This is a genomic window from Endozoicomonas sp. PH6C (assembly GCF_059322965.1).
This window is the reverse complement of record NZ_CP185342.1, coordinates 5,236,944-5,250,000: the sequence shown is the minus strand read 5'-3', so window position 1 is coordinate 5,250,000 and position 13,057 is coordinate 5,236,944. Positions and strand designations below refer to the sequence as shown.

Annotated in this window: 10 protein-coding genes, 1 tRNA gene and 2 rRNA genes (1 of these 13 running past the window's edge); 6 read left to right on the top strand and 7 right to left on the bottom strand. The window is 49.0% G+C overall.

Annotation, left to right across the window (positions count from 1 at the left end; translation table 11 throughout):
• The 4 genes from ACOMG9_RS19325 to ACOMG9_RS19310 form a co-directional block, all read left to right on the top strand.
• A 23S ribosomal RNA gene (locus tag ACOMG9_RS19325) occupies nt 1–1,631 on the top strand (it extends 1,462 nt beyond the left edge of the window).
• A gap of 217 nt (nt 1,632–1,848) precedes the next feature.
• Nucleotides 1,849–1,964 (top strand): 5S ribosomal RNA (gene rrf, locus ACOMG9_RS19320).
• A gap of 584 nt (nt 1,965–2,548) precedes the next feature.
• Nucleotides 2,549–2,624, top strand: a tRNA-His gene (locus ACOMG9_RS19315).
• Between the two features lie 404 nt (nt 2,625–3,028).
• Nucleotides 3,029–3,742, top strand: coding sequence for a glycerophosphoryl diester phosphodiesterase (locus tag ACOMG9_RS19310; RefSeq protein ID WP_422135077.1), 714 nt, complete (start codon nt 3,029–3,031; stop codon nt 3,740–3,742).
• Between the two features lie 36 nt (nt 3,743–3,778).
• Here ACOMG9_RS19310 and yjgA read toward each other — a convergent pair whose 3' ends face one another.
• Complete coding sequence (gene yjgA / locus ACOMG9_RS19305) at nt 3,779–4,306, bottom strand: ribosome biogenesis factor YjgA (protein ID WP_422135076.1); 528 nt, start codon at nt 4,304–4,306, stop codon at nt 3,779–3,781.
• Between the two features lie 203 nt (nt 4,307–4,509).
• On the opposite strand from yjgA, the gene pmbA reads away from it, so the two are divergent.
• On the top strand, nt 4,510–5,865 hold the full coding sequence (gene pmbA / locus ACOMG9_RS19300) for a metalloprotease PmbA (RefSeq protein WP_448218081.1): 1,356 nt from the start codon (nt 4,510–4,512) through the stop codon (nt 5,863–5,865).
• Between the two features lie 52 nt (nt 5,866–5,917).
• A complete protein-coding gene (locus tag ACOMG9_RS19295) occupies nt 5,918–7,075 on the top strand; it encodes an AAA family ATPase (RefSeq protein ID WP_494529254.1) in 1,158 nt (385 codons plus the stop codon).
• A gap of 604 nt (nt 7,076–7,679) precedes the next feature.
• Here ACOMG9_RS19295 and mgtE read toward each other — a convergent pair.
• The 6 genes from mgtE to ACOMG9_RS19265 form a co-directional block, all read right to left on the bottom strand.
• Nucleotides 7,680–9,038, bottom strand: a complete 1,359-nt coding sequence (gene mgtE / locus ACOMG9_RS19290; protein ID WP_422137141.1) for a magnesium transporter — start codon at nt 9,036–9,038, stop codon at nt 7,680–7,682.
• 188 nt (nt 9,039–9,226) lie between these two features.
• A complete protein-coding gene (locus ACOMG9_RS19285) occupies nt 9,227–9,496 on the bottom strand; it encodes an HPr family phosphocarrier protein (protein ID WP_422135073.1) in 270 nt (89 codons plus the stop codon).
• The gene (gene rapZ / locus ACOMG9_RS19280; RefSeq protein WP_422135072.1) at nt 9,496–10,353 is read right to left on the bottom strand and encodes an RNase adapter RapZ; all 858 of its coding nucleotides are present in this window, start codon (nt 10,351–10,353) and stop codon (nt 9,496–9,498) included. Before rapZ ends, ACOMG9_RS19285 begins: the two co-directional genes overlap by 1 nt.
• Before the next feature lie 265 nt (nt 10,354–10,618).
• On the bottom strand, nt 10,619–11,071 hold the full coding sequence (locus ACOMG9_RS19275; RefSeq protein ID WP_448218079.1) for a PTS sugar transporter subunit IIA: 453 nt from the start codon (nt 11,069–11,071) through the stop codon (nt 10,619–10,621).
• Between the two features lie 14 nt (nt 11,072–11,085).
• Complete coding sequence (gene hpf / locus ACOMG9_RS19270; RefSeq protein ID WP_422135070.1) at nt 11,086–11,397, bottom strand: ribosome hibernation-promoting factor, HPF/YfiA family; 312 nt, start codon at nt 11,395–11,397, stop codon at nt 11,086–11,088.
• 170 nt (nt 11,398–11,567) lie between these two features.
• A complete protein-coding gene (locus ACOMG9_RS19265) occupies nt 11,568–13,022 on the bottom strand; it encodes an RNA polymerase factor sigma-54 (protein WP_494529253.1) in 1,455 nt (484 codons plus the stop codon).
• Nucleotides 13,023–13,057: the final 35 nt, after the last annotated feature.

Here is a 13,057-nt window from a genome sequence, read left to right as displayed (position 1 = left end):
CGATAAAGGGAGTGAGAGGCTCCCTCGCCGGAAGACCAAGGGTTCCTGCGCAACGCTAATCGGCGCAGGGTGAGTCGGCCCCTAAGGTGAGGTCGAAAGACGTAATCGATGGGAAACAGGTTAATATTCCTGTACCCCTTTTGACTGCGATGGAGTGACGGAGAAGGCTAGGCCAGCCCGGTGATGGTTATCCGGGTTTAAGGTCGTAGGCTGTGGACTCAGGCAAATCCGGGTCCACAAAGCCGAGAACTGATGACGAACCCACCAAGGTGGGGAAGTGGTTGATGCCAGGCTTCCAGGAAAACCTTCTAAGCATCAGGTCAAAAGGGACCGTACCCGAAACCGACACAGGTGGTCAGGTAGAGAATACCAAGGCGCTTGAGAGAACCTGGGTGAAGGAACTAGGCAAAATGGCACCGTAACTTCGGGAGAAGGTGCGCCGCTGCCGGTGACCGGACTTGCTCCGTAAGCTGGCGGTGGTCGAAGATACCAGGTGGCTGCGACTGTTTATTAAAAACACAGCACTGTGCTAACACGTAAGTGGACGTATACGGTGTGACGCCTGCCCGGTGCCGGAAGGTTAATTGATGCTGTTATCGCAAGAGAAGCGGTTGATCGAAGCCCCGGTAAACGGCGGCCGTAACTATAACGGTCCTAAGGTAGCGAAATTCCTTGTCGGGTAAGTTCCGACCTGCACGAATGGCGTAACGATGGCCACGCTGTCTCCACCCAGGACTCAGTGAAATTGAAATCGCTGTTAAGATGCAGTGTATCCGCGGCTAGACGGAAAGACCCCGTGAACCTTTACTACAGCTTCACAGTGGATCTTGATGTTGCTTGTGTAGGATAGGTGGGAGGCTTTGAAGTGTGGACGCCAGTCTGCATGGAGCCAACCTTGAAATACCACCCTGGCAATATTGAGGTTCTAACCCAGGTCCTTTAGCAGGATCGGGGACATTGTGTGGTGGGTAGTTTGACTGGGGCGGTCTCCTCCCAAAGAGTAACGGAGGAGCACGAAGGTTGGCTAAGCACGGTCGGACATCGTGCGGTTAGTGTAATGGTACAAGCCAGCTTGACTGCGAGAGGAACATCTCGAGCAGGTACGAAAGTAGGTCATAGTGATCCGGTGGTTCTGAATGGAAGGGCCATCGCTCAACGGATAAAAGGTACTCCGGGGATAACAGGCTGATACCGCCCAAGAGTTCACATCGACGGCGGTGTTTGGCACCTCGATGTCGGCTCATCACATCCTGGGGCTGAAGCCGGTCCCAAGGGTATGGCTGTTCGCCATTTAAAGTGGTACGCGAGCTGGGTTTAGAACGTCGTGAGACAGTTCGGTCCCTATCTGCCGTGGACGTTGGAAGTTTGAGGAGAGCTGCTCCTAGTACGAGAGGACCGGAGTGGACGAACCACTGGTGTTCGGGTTGTGTCGCCAGACGCATTGCCCGGTAGCTAAGTTCGGACGGGATAACCGCTGAAAGCATCTAAGCGGGAAGCCCCCTTCAAGATGAGACTTCCCTGGCCGCAAGGCCCATAAGAGACGTTGAAGACTACGACGTTGATAGGCGGGATGTGTAAGCGTTGTGAGGCGTTGAGCTAACCCGTACTAATGACTCGAGAGGCTTGACCATATAACGCCAAAGCGATTTGCGCAGCGAAGCTGCCAGCAAAAGCTGGAAGCCTGAAGCTGGAAGCTTGAAGCCGTACACAGTGAAAGAGAGTGTTGAGCAAGAATAGACGACACATCTTAAAAGAGATTTGGATTCCAGAGCCTTAGTTTTCGAGAAACAGCTTCAAGCCTCCAGCTTAAAGCTTCCAGCTCGAGAGCCAACGGCTCGACCAGTTTTGCCTGGTGACCATAGAGTGTTGGAACCACCCGATCCCATCCCGAACTCGGAAGTGAAACGACACATCGCCGATGGTAGTGTGGGGCTTCCCCATGTGAGAGTAGGTCATCGCCAGGCATTGAATAAAGCAGAACCCCGGTTGAGAGATTGACCGGGGTTTTTGTTTTGTGGGCAAAGGAATGTGGCAGAACAGAAGTGAAACGAAACATGCCTGGGCGGCCCCACCTGGGCGGCCCCACCTGGGCGGCCCCACCTGGGCGGCCCCACCGATGGTAGTGTGGGGCTTCCTCATGTGAGAGTAAGTCACTGTCAGGCATTGAATAAAAAAAGGCCCAAGATCGAATTCGTTGGGCTTTTTTTATTCAGTGATTTGCGACCTTATACCCATCATAGAGAAAAGTCGCACTGGCATCGGCGATAAGTAAGCGCTAAATCCCCCTAATCGACATCGTCAAAAACTCCGGTTAATGTTTTGCTTTTAACTGGGGTTTGATTATGACGGTAGAAAAAAGCGCCTGAATGAAAGGTCTCTCGTAGCGGTGCTTACAAGGGCAACATGTATCCGGAATATTTCAAGCCGACAGAACAAAAAGATTTCGGTTTTTACCAGAAGTGCTATTTTTTGCTTGCAAGGAACTCGGCTTTCCTTATAATCAGCCGCGTCTTCAGGGATGGCATTTCTTCCCCGAAGCAACGAAGTGGTGGGCGTAGCTCAGTTGGTAGAGCCCCGGATTGTGATTCCGGTGGTCGTGGGTTCGAACCCCATCGTCCACCCCACTTTTAAAAAAGGCCTGACTATCAAGTCAGGCCTTTTTTTTGAACTTAGCACTCATTATTTTCTAATACTTCTGCTGATCTTCACTCAGCTCAAGATAAATCCTGTATTTTCTGTCATAGTCTTCTGCAAGCGATGTGTCAGGAGATAGCGTTTCTTTTCGCTTCATTCAAGCCTTCAGCATAGGAAAGATGACTGCTTGGCAGGTGGTCAATCAATGCTCCCGACACTGATCGAACAACAACGTTGTGTTAAAAGCCTTCAAGGGCTGAAGGCATAAGATGTCATCAGAGGGCTGCATTATTGTGTCAGAAGTCTGCCAGAGCTTTAGTGTCTGGGTTTTTTTGCCGCAAAAATAAGCATAATAGTAGACGAGTAATTCAGCAGGCTTTGAAGAGATAAGCAAATGATTATGGACTCAGTGATCGGGCATCGAGGTGCAGCTGCTCTGGCTCCGGAGAATACTCTGGCTGGTATTCGGAAGGCGGCCGATTTGAGGCTGAAATGGATAGAGCTCGATGTGACACTGCTGGGAGATGGCTCAGCAGTGATGTTTCATGACCCAACAATGAGCAGGACTTCTTCAGGAAATGGGCATTTGAGGGGAAAGAATCTGGCTCAGGTCGCTACTCTGGATGCCGGACGCTGGTTCTCGGAGGCGTTCGCCGGTGAAAAGGTGCCAACACTTCTTGAAACACTGGCTTTGATCAAGAAACTGAAGCTGAGCCTGAATCTTGAGCTGAAGCCCAATCGCTGCGATTTAAAGCTTTTGGTTGAGGAGGTGGTTGCAGCCATAGAAGCAGCTGATTTCCCCGAGGATCAACTGTTGGTATCGAGCTTTAATCATAAACTGCTGGTTCTGTATCGGGCAAAAGCTGGCAGCAGGATTGGTTGTCTTTTCGAGTCGCTGCCTCGAAACTGGAAATACAAAGCCAGACAGGTTGGTGCCAAAACGATTCACCTGAATGGCAAAAAACTCAAAGAGAAAAACGCGCATGACATCAAAGCGGCAGGTTATGAGTTGTATTGCTATACCGTTAACGACAAGGATATGGCTGATCGATTAAGAGCCTGGGGTGTTGATGGCGTCTTTTCGGATAATCCTGCTTTAATCGCTTGACAGAGTGCCGGGCAGGCACTCGGTTGCGAATGAAGATTAGTGCTCTTCGTCTACTTCTCTCAAGTATTTGAATAGTTTTCTGAAAGCTGCGGGAGGTTTGTCCTGTACGGCTTCCTTTTGAGCGTTACGTACCAGTTGTCGTATGTGTTGATGATCGGCTTCAGGGTATTTGTCGAGGTATTCAGTGAGCACCTCATGCCCCTCGTTTATCAACCGGTCACGCCAGCGCTCCAATTGATGAAAGCGACGGCTGTATTCCTCACTGGTGGAATCCAGGCTGTCGAGATATTTCTGGATGGGTTCCAGCTCCTGGTCTCGCATTAATTTGCCTATGAAGCCCAAGTGCCGTTTGCGGGCATTATTGCTTTTAATTCGCTTGCTCTCATCCAGCGCTTCCCTGAGGCGTTCATTCAGGGGCAGCTTGTCCAACATGGCTGGCTTCATATCCATCAGGCGGGCACCCATGGCCTTGAGCTCGTCCATATCGCGTTTGAGCTCGGATTTGCTGACGTAAATGATTTCTTCAGCGTCGTCTTCAAATGGGGAGAGGTCTTGATCTGACATGGTTCAGGTCTACTTAGAGAGATGCAGGCATTTTACTCCAGTTACGGATATTCAGCTATGAGTGTAGAAGGCTGCCAGACTTGTTTTGGGCCAATGGTGATAGTGCTTATGGTGAATGGTTTGTTTTTCTTTCGCTATGGGCATTTGTGGCTGGGCACGGCACAATAGGACTTACACGTATAATTCTGAAAGGCAGGAATTTCATGGGTGATAAAACCAACGCTGTACTGGATCCCCGCTCTGAAGAGGATCGCCTGAAGACCCTGGTCAGCGATATTCTGGCTGAAGCCCGACGTCAGGGCACAGATGCCTGTGAAGTCGGTGTCAGTCTCGATGCAGGTCTTTCGGTGGGCGTCAGAATGGGTGATGTTGAAACAGTGGAGTTTAACCGTGATCAGGGTTTCGGTATCACCGTTTATCAGGGGAAGAAAAAAGGATCAGCCAGTACTTCAGACAGTACACCTGAAGCCATCAGGGAGACGGTGAAGGCAGCTTGTGATATTGCTGGATATGCTTCGGAAGATCCCTGTGCCGGTCTTGCCGATGCAGAGTTAATGGCGACTGAACTGCCAGAGCTGGACCTTTATCACCCTTGGGGTGTTGGTGCAGAAGAGGCTATAGAGCTGGCTTTGAAGTGTGAGGAAGCTGGCAGATCGTTTAGTAGTAAAATCAAGAATTCTGACGGTGCCAATGTCGGTACTCATCAAGGCTGTCGTGTATATGGGAACAGTCACGGCTTTGTAGGCAGCTATATTTCCAGTCGTCATAGTCTGAGTTGTATATTGATTGGTGAAAAAGCCGGTGAAATGCAGAGAGATTATTGGTACACCGTCGCCCGTGATGGTAATGATCTTGAGTCTGCTGCGGATGTCGGTCGCAAGGCAGCGGAAAGAACGGTGGCCCGGCTGGGTGCCAGTAAAGTCCCTACGGGTCAGGTGCCCGTGCTGTTTGCAGCAGAAGTGGCTTCAGGCCTTGTGTCACACTTGTTGGAGAGTATCAGTGGTGGCAGCCTTTATCGTCGGGCTTCATTTCTGCTGGATCATCTGGGTAAGCAGATATTTCCTGACTGGGTGCGCATCCATGAGCAGCCATACCTGAAAAAAGCACTGGGTTCGGCCAGTTTTGATAATGACGGTTTGGCTACCCGGGCCAAGGATTTTATCTCTGATGGCGTTCTGGCCAGCTATCTCCTGAGTACTTATTCTGCCCGTAAGCTGGGCATGAAGAGTACGGCTAATGCCGGGGGTGTCAATAACCTGTTCCTTGACTGCAATGCAGGCGGCAGGGAAGAGTTATTGAAACAGATGGGAACGGGCTTGCTGGTGACCGAGTTGATGGGGCAGGGTGTGAATATTGTCACAGGTGATTACTCAAGAGGTGCGGGCGGCTATTGGGTTGAAAATGGCGAAATACAGCATCCTGTCTCTGAAGTGACTATCGCTGGAAACCTGAAAGATATGTTTATGAATATGGTGGCTGCGGGGAGTGATTATGATCGCAGAGGGAGTATTCAGACCGGTTCGATTCTGATCAGTGAGATGACTCTGGCGGGTGAGTGATAAGGGTTCAGCCTGTTATCTATTTGGCTGAGTATAAAAGCAGGTTAAATGAATGATAATCACATCTTTAAAGCTAAAGAATTGGCGGAACTTCCGTGATGCTGAGATCAATTTGGCCCAGGTTTCTTATATTGTCGGACCGAACGCGTCCGGTAAGTCAAACTTACTCGATGTTTTCAGGTTTATAAGGGATATCTGTAGAGCCGATGGCGGAGGACTTCAGAAAGCTGTGAAGGACCGTGGGGGTATCACAAGACTGCGTTGTTTGCACCATCGTCGAGATACGGAAGTAAAAATAGAAGTTTCTATGTCAGAAGGAGGACAATCGGATGCTGCAAGCTGGAAATATGTACTGGCCTTCAAAACAGAAGGTAAGGGTGCACAGAGGATTATGATTTCCAGCGAAGAAGTATGGAAGAATGGCAAAAGAATATTAAATCGACCTGATAAAGACGATAAAAAAGATGCTTTGTTGTTAACTGAGACTCACCTGGAGCAGACCCGGGCAAATAAAGAATTTAGATCAATCGTTACAAGTTTTTCGGAGGTCACTTATCTCCATCTTGTTCCGCAGCTGCTTAAATATGCAGATCATATTGGCGGGAACAGGCTGGAAAACGATCCTTTTGGGCAAGGCTTTCTTGAGCGATTGGCCAGAACTCCAAAAAAAACCAGGGATTCGAGACTAAAAAAGATTGGGGATGCACTTTCCATTGCCGTACCACGATTTAAAGGCTTGAGATATATACAGAACGAAAGAGGTCAACCTCATCTGGAAGCGCAATATGAACATCATCGTCCAAATGCAGGGTGGCAATCAGAGGAGCACTTTTCTGATGGAACCTTGAGATTGTTGGGTATTCTTTGGAGTTTGTTGGAAGGTAAGGGGGTTCTGCTACTGGAAGAGCCAGAATTATCACTCCACAATGCTGTAGTGGAGCAAATTCCTTTGATGATTGATCGAGTTCAAAGAAGGGCAAAAACGAGAAGAAGGCAGGTCATCATAAGCACTCACAGCGAAGCAATTCTGAATAATGAGGGTATTGATCCAAAGAGCGTAATCATTCTGGAGCCCGGCAGAGAAGGTAGCCAGATTCGAACAGTCAGCAAGGCTGAAAATAAAGCACTTGAAGCGGGTTTGACAGTGAGTGAAGTGATATTGCCTAAAACCCGACCCGCAAATGTCCAGCAGCTAGGGTTGTGGGGATGATACCGCTGTATGTCGCTACTGAGGATCAGTTGAGTAGCGCAGTAGCTGTTTCAATGATAAGGACTGTAGATAAGAAAGGGCTCTTTGATATTCAGATGATAAAGCCCACGGGTAATGGTCAGTTAAAGAGTAAATTGTCAAAATATATAAACCTGTCGTATACGTATCCCGTCTTGATGATAACTGATCTTGACAGGATTTCATGTGCTCCGATTCTGATTTCTCAGTGGCTTGGTCAACAGAGAGTGCCTGATAATATGCTTTTCAGAGTTGCCGTGAGGGAAACGGAAGCATGGTTGCTTTCAGACTCGGATGGCTTTTCGCAATATTTTCAGATTCCTTTGTTGAAAGTGCCAGATCATCCCGAAAATTTAGATGACCCCAAACTTATGCTTTTGAATCTGATTCGAAGGTACGGATTACAGAAGGATAAGCTGGAAATCTTGCCTCCAAAAGTTAGTGGGTCAAAAGTCGGTATCGGATACAACAATAGTCTAATCACTTTTGTAGAGAGAGAGTGGGAAGCAGAAAGAGCCTCTTTGAGATCAGATAGTTTGAGTAAGGCTATGGGGCGCCTTCAAGAGTTATCAGACAGACTCCAGTGTCAGCCATAAAACAAGGCCGCCAGTCCCAGAAAGGATAGGAATCCAACAACATCGGACACTGTCGTTAGTATTATGGTGCCAGCTAATGCGGGATCTATGTTCATGGATTTGAGAACAACGGGCAGGCTGGCACCGACAATAACGGCAGTGCTGAGATTGATGATCATAGCACAGGCGATCACCAGAGAAATGACCGGGTCATGAAACCATAAGTAGGCAATCAGGGAAACCAGAGCAGCCCAGAGTATGCCATTGAGAAACCCTGCCATTAATTCACGACTGAGCAGCCATCGAAGGTTGGTCCGACTGATCTGGCCCAGTGCCATGCCTCGAATCACCAGGGTCAGAGCCTGTCCGCCAGCATTGCCGCCCATTCCTGCAACAATGGGCATCAGGACAGCCAGGGCAACGACCTTGTCTATGGTAGCCTGAAACATACCTATGACAGAAGCGGCAATAAAGGCTGTTATCAGGTTGATACCCAGCCAGACTGCACGCCGACGGGCTGTCTTCAGTGCGGGAGCAAAGGTGTCTTCATCGTCATCCAGGCCTGCCATGCTCATCATGGAGTGTTCGGCTTCTTCCCGGATAACATCTACCACGTCGTCAATCGTAATGCGGCCTAGAAGCTGACCATGCTCCGAAACTACTGGTGCTGATACCAGATCCTGCCGTTCAAACAATTGCGCAACCTGGCTGTCTTCCATATCGGCAGCGATAGGTTTCAGATCGGTCTGCATTACTTCAAAAACTGTGGCTGAAGGGGATGTGGTCAGGAGAACGGATAAAGGCAATGCCCCAATGTATTCGTCTCTGCGGTTGACGACAAACAGACTGTCTGTCATCTCCGGAATATCCTTGTGACGCCTGAGGTAACGAAGCACAACATCAAGCGTACTGCTGGGTCGGATGGTGATGACATCAGTATTCATCAGTCCACCGGCTGTGTCTTCCGGATAAGAGAGAACGGCTTCTACCCGTTGCCGGTCCTGGCTGTCCATAGAATCCAGCACTTTTCGGGTGATGGCGTCGGGTAGCTGCTGTAGCAAGTCAGCTATGTCATCAACGTCCTGACCTTCGGTAATGACTTTGAGTTCTGCCACATTCATCCTGTCCAGGAAAAACTGCCGGACTTCGTCGCTCAGCTCCTGCAATACGTCGCCTTCCATCTCTCGATCGATCAGGCGCCAGAGAAGGCTGCGAAGTTTGGGAGGGGAAGATTCAAGCAGGTGTGCCGCATCCGGAGCCGGAAGACCATTCAGCATACGCCTGAGTTCAGGAGAAACGCCGTGCTCAAGGGCTTCGTTGAGCTCCTGAAATGCCTTGTCTCCGATACTCAGTTGCAGCTGTTGTACCATAGATGCGTATCCGGTTTTTTTGGTAGAAGTGTCTGAGTATCGAACTTCTGTTCTTTTAACCATCAAGTCTGATAGTCAGACTCAGTCATTTCACATGTTATTCTTTGTTAGCTTTGCCGGGCTTTCAATCTCTGGCAAAGCTTTTCGAGAGACCAGTATAAACAGGGATTTAATGATGAAAAGGGTGACTACTCACCCTCTTCAAAAAAATCATTGATCAGATTGCACAGAGCCGAACAGGCCTCTTCTTCATCATGGCCTTCAAATGTCAAATCAAGGACAGAGCCTTTTCCAGCAGCCAGCATCATGACGGCCATGATACTTTTCCCATCCACTTCACGGCCGTTAAAGCTCACCTTCACCTGGCTGGCAAAAGCCGTCGTTGTAGAAACAAATTTGGATGCTGCCCGAGCATGTAAACCAAGTTTATTAATAATGGTGATCTGCTTCTGGATCATTATTTGGAAAGCTCCCGATGTCTGACCTGAACACAGTCAAAACGTTCTTTGAGCCACTCGCCCAGTTTTTCACTAATAAATACGGAACGGTGCTGCCCCCCGGTACATCCGATCGCAATCGTCATATAACTGCGCTGTCCGGATTCGAACCTTGGTAACCATTTTTCCACGAATGTGCTGAGATCTTCAAACATCTCATTCACCATGGGTTCTGATGCCAGAAAATCTTTAACTGGCTGATCCTGGCCAGTGAAGGATCTTAAGGCTTCAACCCAGAAAGGATTAGGCAGACAGCGAACATCAAAGACGTAGTCGGCATCAACTGGCATACCGTGCTTGAAGCCAAAGGACTGAATCATCAGGGTCATACTTTTGCTGGTGGAGCCGCAGAGTCGTTGTCTTATCTGTTCTCTGATTTCATGGACAGACAGTGGCGAAGTGTCCAGCCTAATATCAGCTTCTTCAGCCAGTGGGGCCAGCAGTTTCTTTTCCAGATTAATGGCTTCTGTCAGGGAAACCTTGTCATTGCTCAGAGGATGGCGACGGCGTGTCGAACTATAGCGCTTCATCAGGGTGTTGCTGTCTGCGTCGAGAAAGATTACTTGACACTCAACCCCCTGTTTTTTCAACTTTTCCAACAATGTCGGGAAGCGTTCCAGAGAGCCGGGCACATTACGAACATCGAGGCTGACAGCCATACGGTGCGGTTCGACCAGGTTGCTTTTAAGATTGGTTGGCAGATCATTCAGCATGCTGGCAGGAAGGTTGTCTACACAGTAAAAACCCTCATCTTCAAGGGCGTGAAGGGCGGAGCTTTTGCCGGAGCCTGAACGTCCACTGATGATGACCAGCTTCATGGTGTGTCCTTCCCGATTGTTTGACTGTGTAAACAGGTCTCTCACCTGGTTCCGAGTGAGGCAAGTCTATCAAAACCTAATGAGATTAGAACCAGTCGCTTTCTTTTATTTCTAGCATAGTCCGGATATTTCTATTCCATGCAGTTTTGAAGGATAAATAGGCTTTGTAGTGACAAAAGTGAAGAAGAAAGGATTTCTGAGCAAGAAACATTTTGCCTGCTTCTGTTATCAGATCAGCAAGCAAAATATTTTTTATCTACAGTCGTTAAACGGGGGAACAGATGATGCTGTAAAGTGCCTCGGAATTTTCTGCCGCTCGCATCTGACTTAACAATACTTCTGATTGAAAGCGCTCAGCGACAGCCTGCAATATATTGAGATGTTCCTGAGTATTTTCTTCCGGAACAATAAGTGCGAACACCAGATCGACCGGCTGCTTGTCCACAGAGTCAAAATCTATGGGTTCAGACAGTTTGATCAGAAGTCCGGTAGGATGCTGACAAGCACTGGAGCGACAGTGAGGCAGGGCTATGCCTTTGCCCAAACCGGTGGTACCGAGTCGCTCTCTGTTAATCAGCTTGTTAAACAGATCCTTGGTTTTGATAGCGGGAACATGCTCACTGATGATTTCCGCAACAATTTCCAGGATTTTCTTTTTGCTGGCCCCCTGCACATCGCAGAGGGTGCGCCCGGGGGTTAGAATGTTTTCAATAATCATACAACGATCGATGCTTACAGGCGGCCGTTGGCACCCTGTAGCCGGTCAAGCGTTTTCTCTTTGTGTTTTACCAGTTGTCGATCCAGTTTGTCCGACATGTCATCAATGGCAGCGTACATATCTTCAGCCTCAGCGGTTGCATTAATATCCGCCCTACGAACATGTAGAGTCGCTTCCACTTTGTGCTTCAGTTTCTCAACACTCAGAGTGACCTGAACGTTTGTAATCTGATCAAAGTGGGCGGCAAGGCGGTCGAGTTTCTTGGTGACATAATCTTTCAGAGCCTCAGTCACCTCTACATGATGTCCACTGATGTTGACTTGCATGTAACGCTCTCCTGCTGATCCCGATTCTCGACATTGGACTGCCCCCGGGATTGTACGGGCAACCCTGATTGAAAGTCTATCACTGTCAATGACAGTTAGCGCTGTTCTGAGACAAAAAATCTATGGGGCGATTTGTGGTATAAGGGCTTGTTACCTCAATCGCTGAAGGCTCAGATAAGCTGCTTGCGTTCATTCGATGGCGGTATATTCATTGATTCACGATATTTGGCGATGGTTCTCCTGGCCACTTTGATCCCCTGGTCCCCCAGCAAGCCGGCGATTTTGTTATCACTCAGTGGTTTTTTAGGGTTTTCATCGGATACCAGTTTTTTAATCAAGGCTCTGATGGCTGTTGATGAGCACTCTCCACCAGTGGCTGTGCTGACATGGCTGGAGAAAAAGTATTTCAGCTCAAACACGCCTCTTGGAGTGTGCATGTATTTCTGTGTAGTGACCCTGGAAATAGTGGACTCGTGCATATCCACTGCCTGAGCAATGTCTGCCAACACCAGGGGCTTCATGGCCTGCTCACCCTGCTCCAGAAAATCTTTCTGAAATTCAACAATCTTGCCGGCTACTTTCAGTAAGGTTTCGTTACGACTTTGCAGGTTTTTCAGAAACCAGCGGGCTTCCTGCAGCTGGTTCTTCATAAAGACATTGTCACGACTGTTGTTGGCACGTTGCACCATTGAGGCGTAATTGTTGTTGATGCGAAGTCTGGGCAGGGATTCTGAGTTCAGTTCAACCGCCCAGCGGTCCCTGACTTTGGTGACCGAAATATCGGGGGTGACGTATTCCGTGTCCGCCTGGCCGATTTCTGATCCGGGCCTCGGGTTGAGGCTTTGAACAAGGTTAAGGGCTTCCCTCAGTTGATGTTCTTTGAGACGGGTACGCCGCATGATTTGGGCATAGTCACGACTACCCAGAGCCTGTAGATGATTCTGGATCAGCAGACGTGCTTCTTTCAGGAAGTGGGTTTCTTGTGGCAGTTGATTGAGTTGAACTTCGAGACATTCTTTCAGGTTGGCGCTGGCACAACCCACCGGATCAAAGTGAAGAATCCGTCGTTGCATGACCTGAAGTTCTTCAAACGCCAGTTCCTCTACCTGTTCCTGTAGCGAGAGATAAATTTCTTCCAGGGAGTGAGTGAGGTACCCGTCATTATTGATGGCTTCGATCACAGCCAGGCCCATCAGCCTGTCTCTGTCAGTCATGGGAGTCAGGTTTAACTGCCATTCCAGATAGTCCTGGAGGGACTCATTGGCCCGGGAGCGGGCAAAAGGATCATGTTCTTCATCGGTTGCAGCGGGCAGGCTGGAATAGACATCATCCCATCCGGAGTCAACGGGCAGGTCATTGGGTATGCTGTCAGCCCACTGGGGTTCTTCTGGTTCCGGGGGCTGTTCTGCTTTTTCATTGAAGTCAACAGGCTGTTCCCCTTCATCACCAGATGCAGGTGGTTCCTCAACGGACTCTTCAGACTCCAGCATCGGATTGGATTCAAGAACTTCCTGGATTTCCTGCTGAAGGTCCAGAGTGGAAAGTTGCAGAAGCCTTATGGCCTGCTGCAGCTGAGGTGTCATGGTCAGCTGCTGGCCCATTTTTAGCTGTAAGGATGGCTTCATAGGCAACTGTATACCTTTACTTCGGTGTCTGCACT

Coding starts and splice junctions, on each gene's coding strand:
- ACOMG9_RS19310 (WP_422135077.1), top strand. CDS start 3,029: ATGATTATGGACTCAGTGATCGGGCATCGAGGTGCAGCTGCTCTGGCT.
- yjgA (WP_422135076.1), bottom strand. CDS start 4,306: ATGTCAGATCAAGACCTCTCCCCATTTGAAGACGACGCTGAAGAAATC.
- pmbA (WP_448218081.1), top strand. CDS start 4,510: ATGGGTGATAAAACCAACGCTGTACTGGATCCCCGCTCTGAAGAGGAT.
- ACOMG9_RS19295 (WP_494529254.1), top strand. CDS start 5,918: ATGATAATCACATCTTTAAAGCTAAAGAATTGGCGGAACTTCCGTGAT.
- mgtE (WP_422137141.1), bottom strand. CDS start 9,038: ATGGTACAACAGCTGCAACTGAGTATCGGAGACAAGGCATTTCAGGAG.
- ACOMG9_RS19285 (WP_422135073.1), bottom strand. CDS start 9,496: ATGATCCAGAAGCAGATCACCATTATTAATAAACTTGGTTTACATGCT.
- rapZ (WP_422135072.1), bottom strand. CDS start 10,353: ATGAAGCTGGTCATCATCAGTGGACGTTCAGGCTCCGGCAAAAGCTCC.
- ACOMG9_RS19275 (WP_448218079.1), bottom strand. CDS start 11,071: ATGATTATTGAAAACATTCTAACCCCCGGGCGCACCCTCTGCGATGTG.
- hpf (WP_422135070.1), bottom strand. CDS start 11,397: ATGCAAGTCAACATCAGTGGACATCATGTAGAGGTGACTGAGGCTCTG.
- ACOMG9_RS19265 (WP_494529253.1), bottom strand. CDS start 13,022: ATGAAGCCATCCTTACAGCTAAAAATGGGCCAGCAGCTGACCATGACA.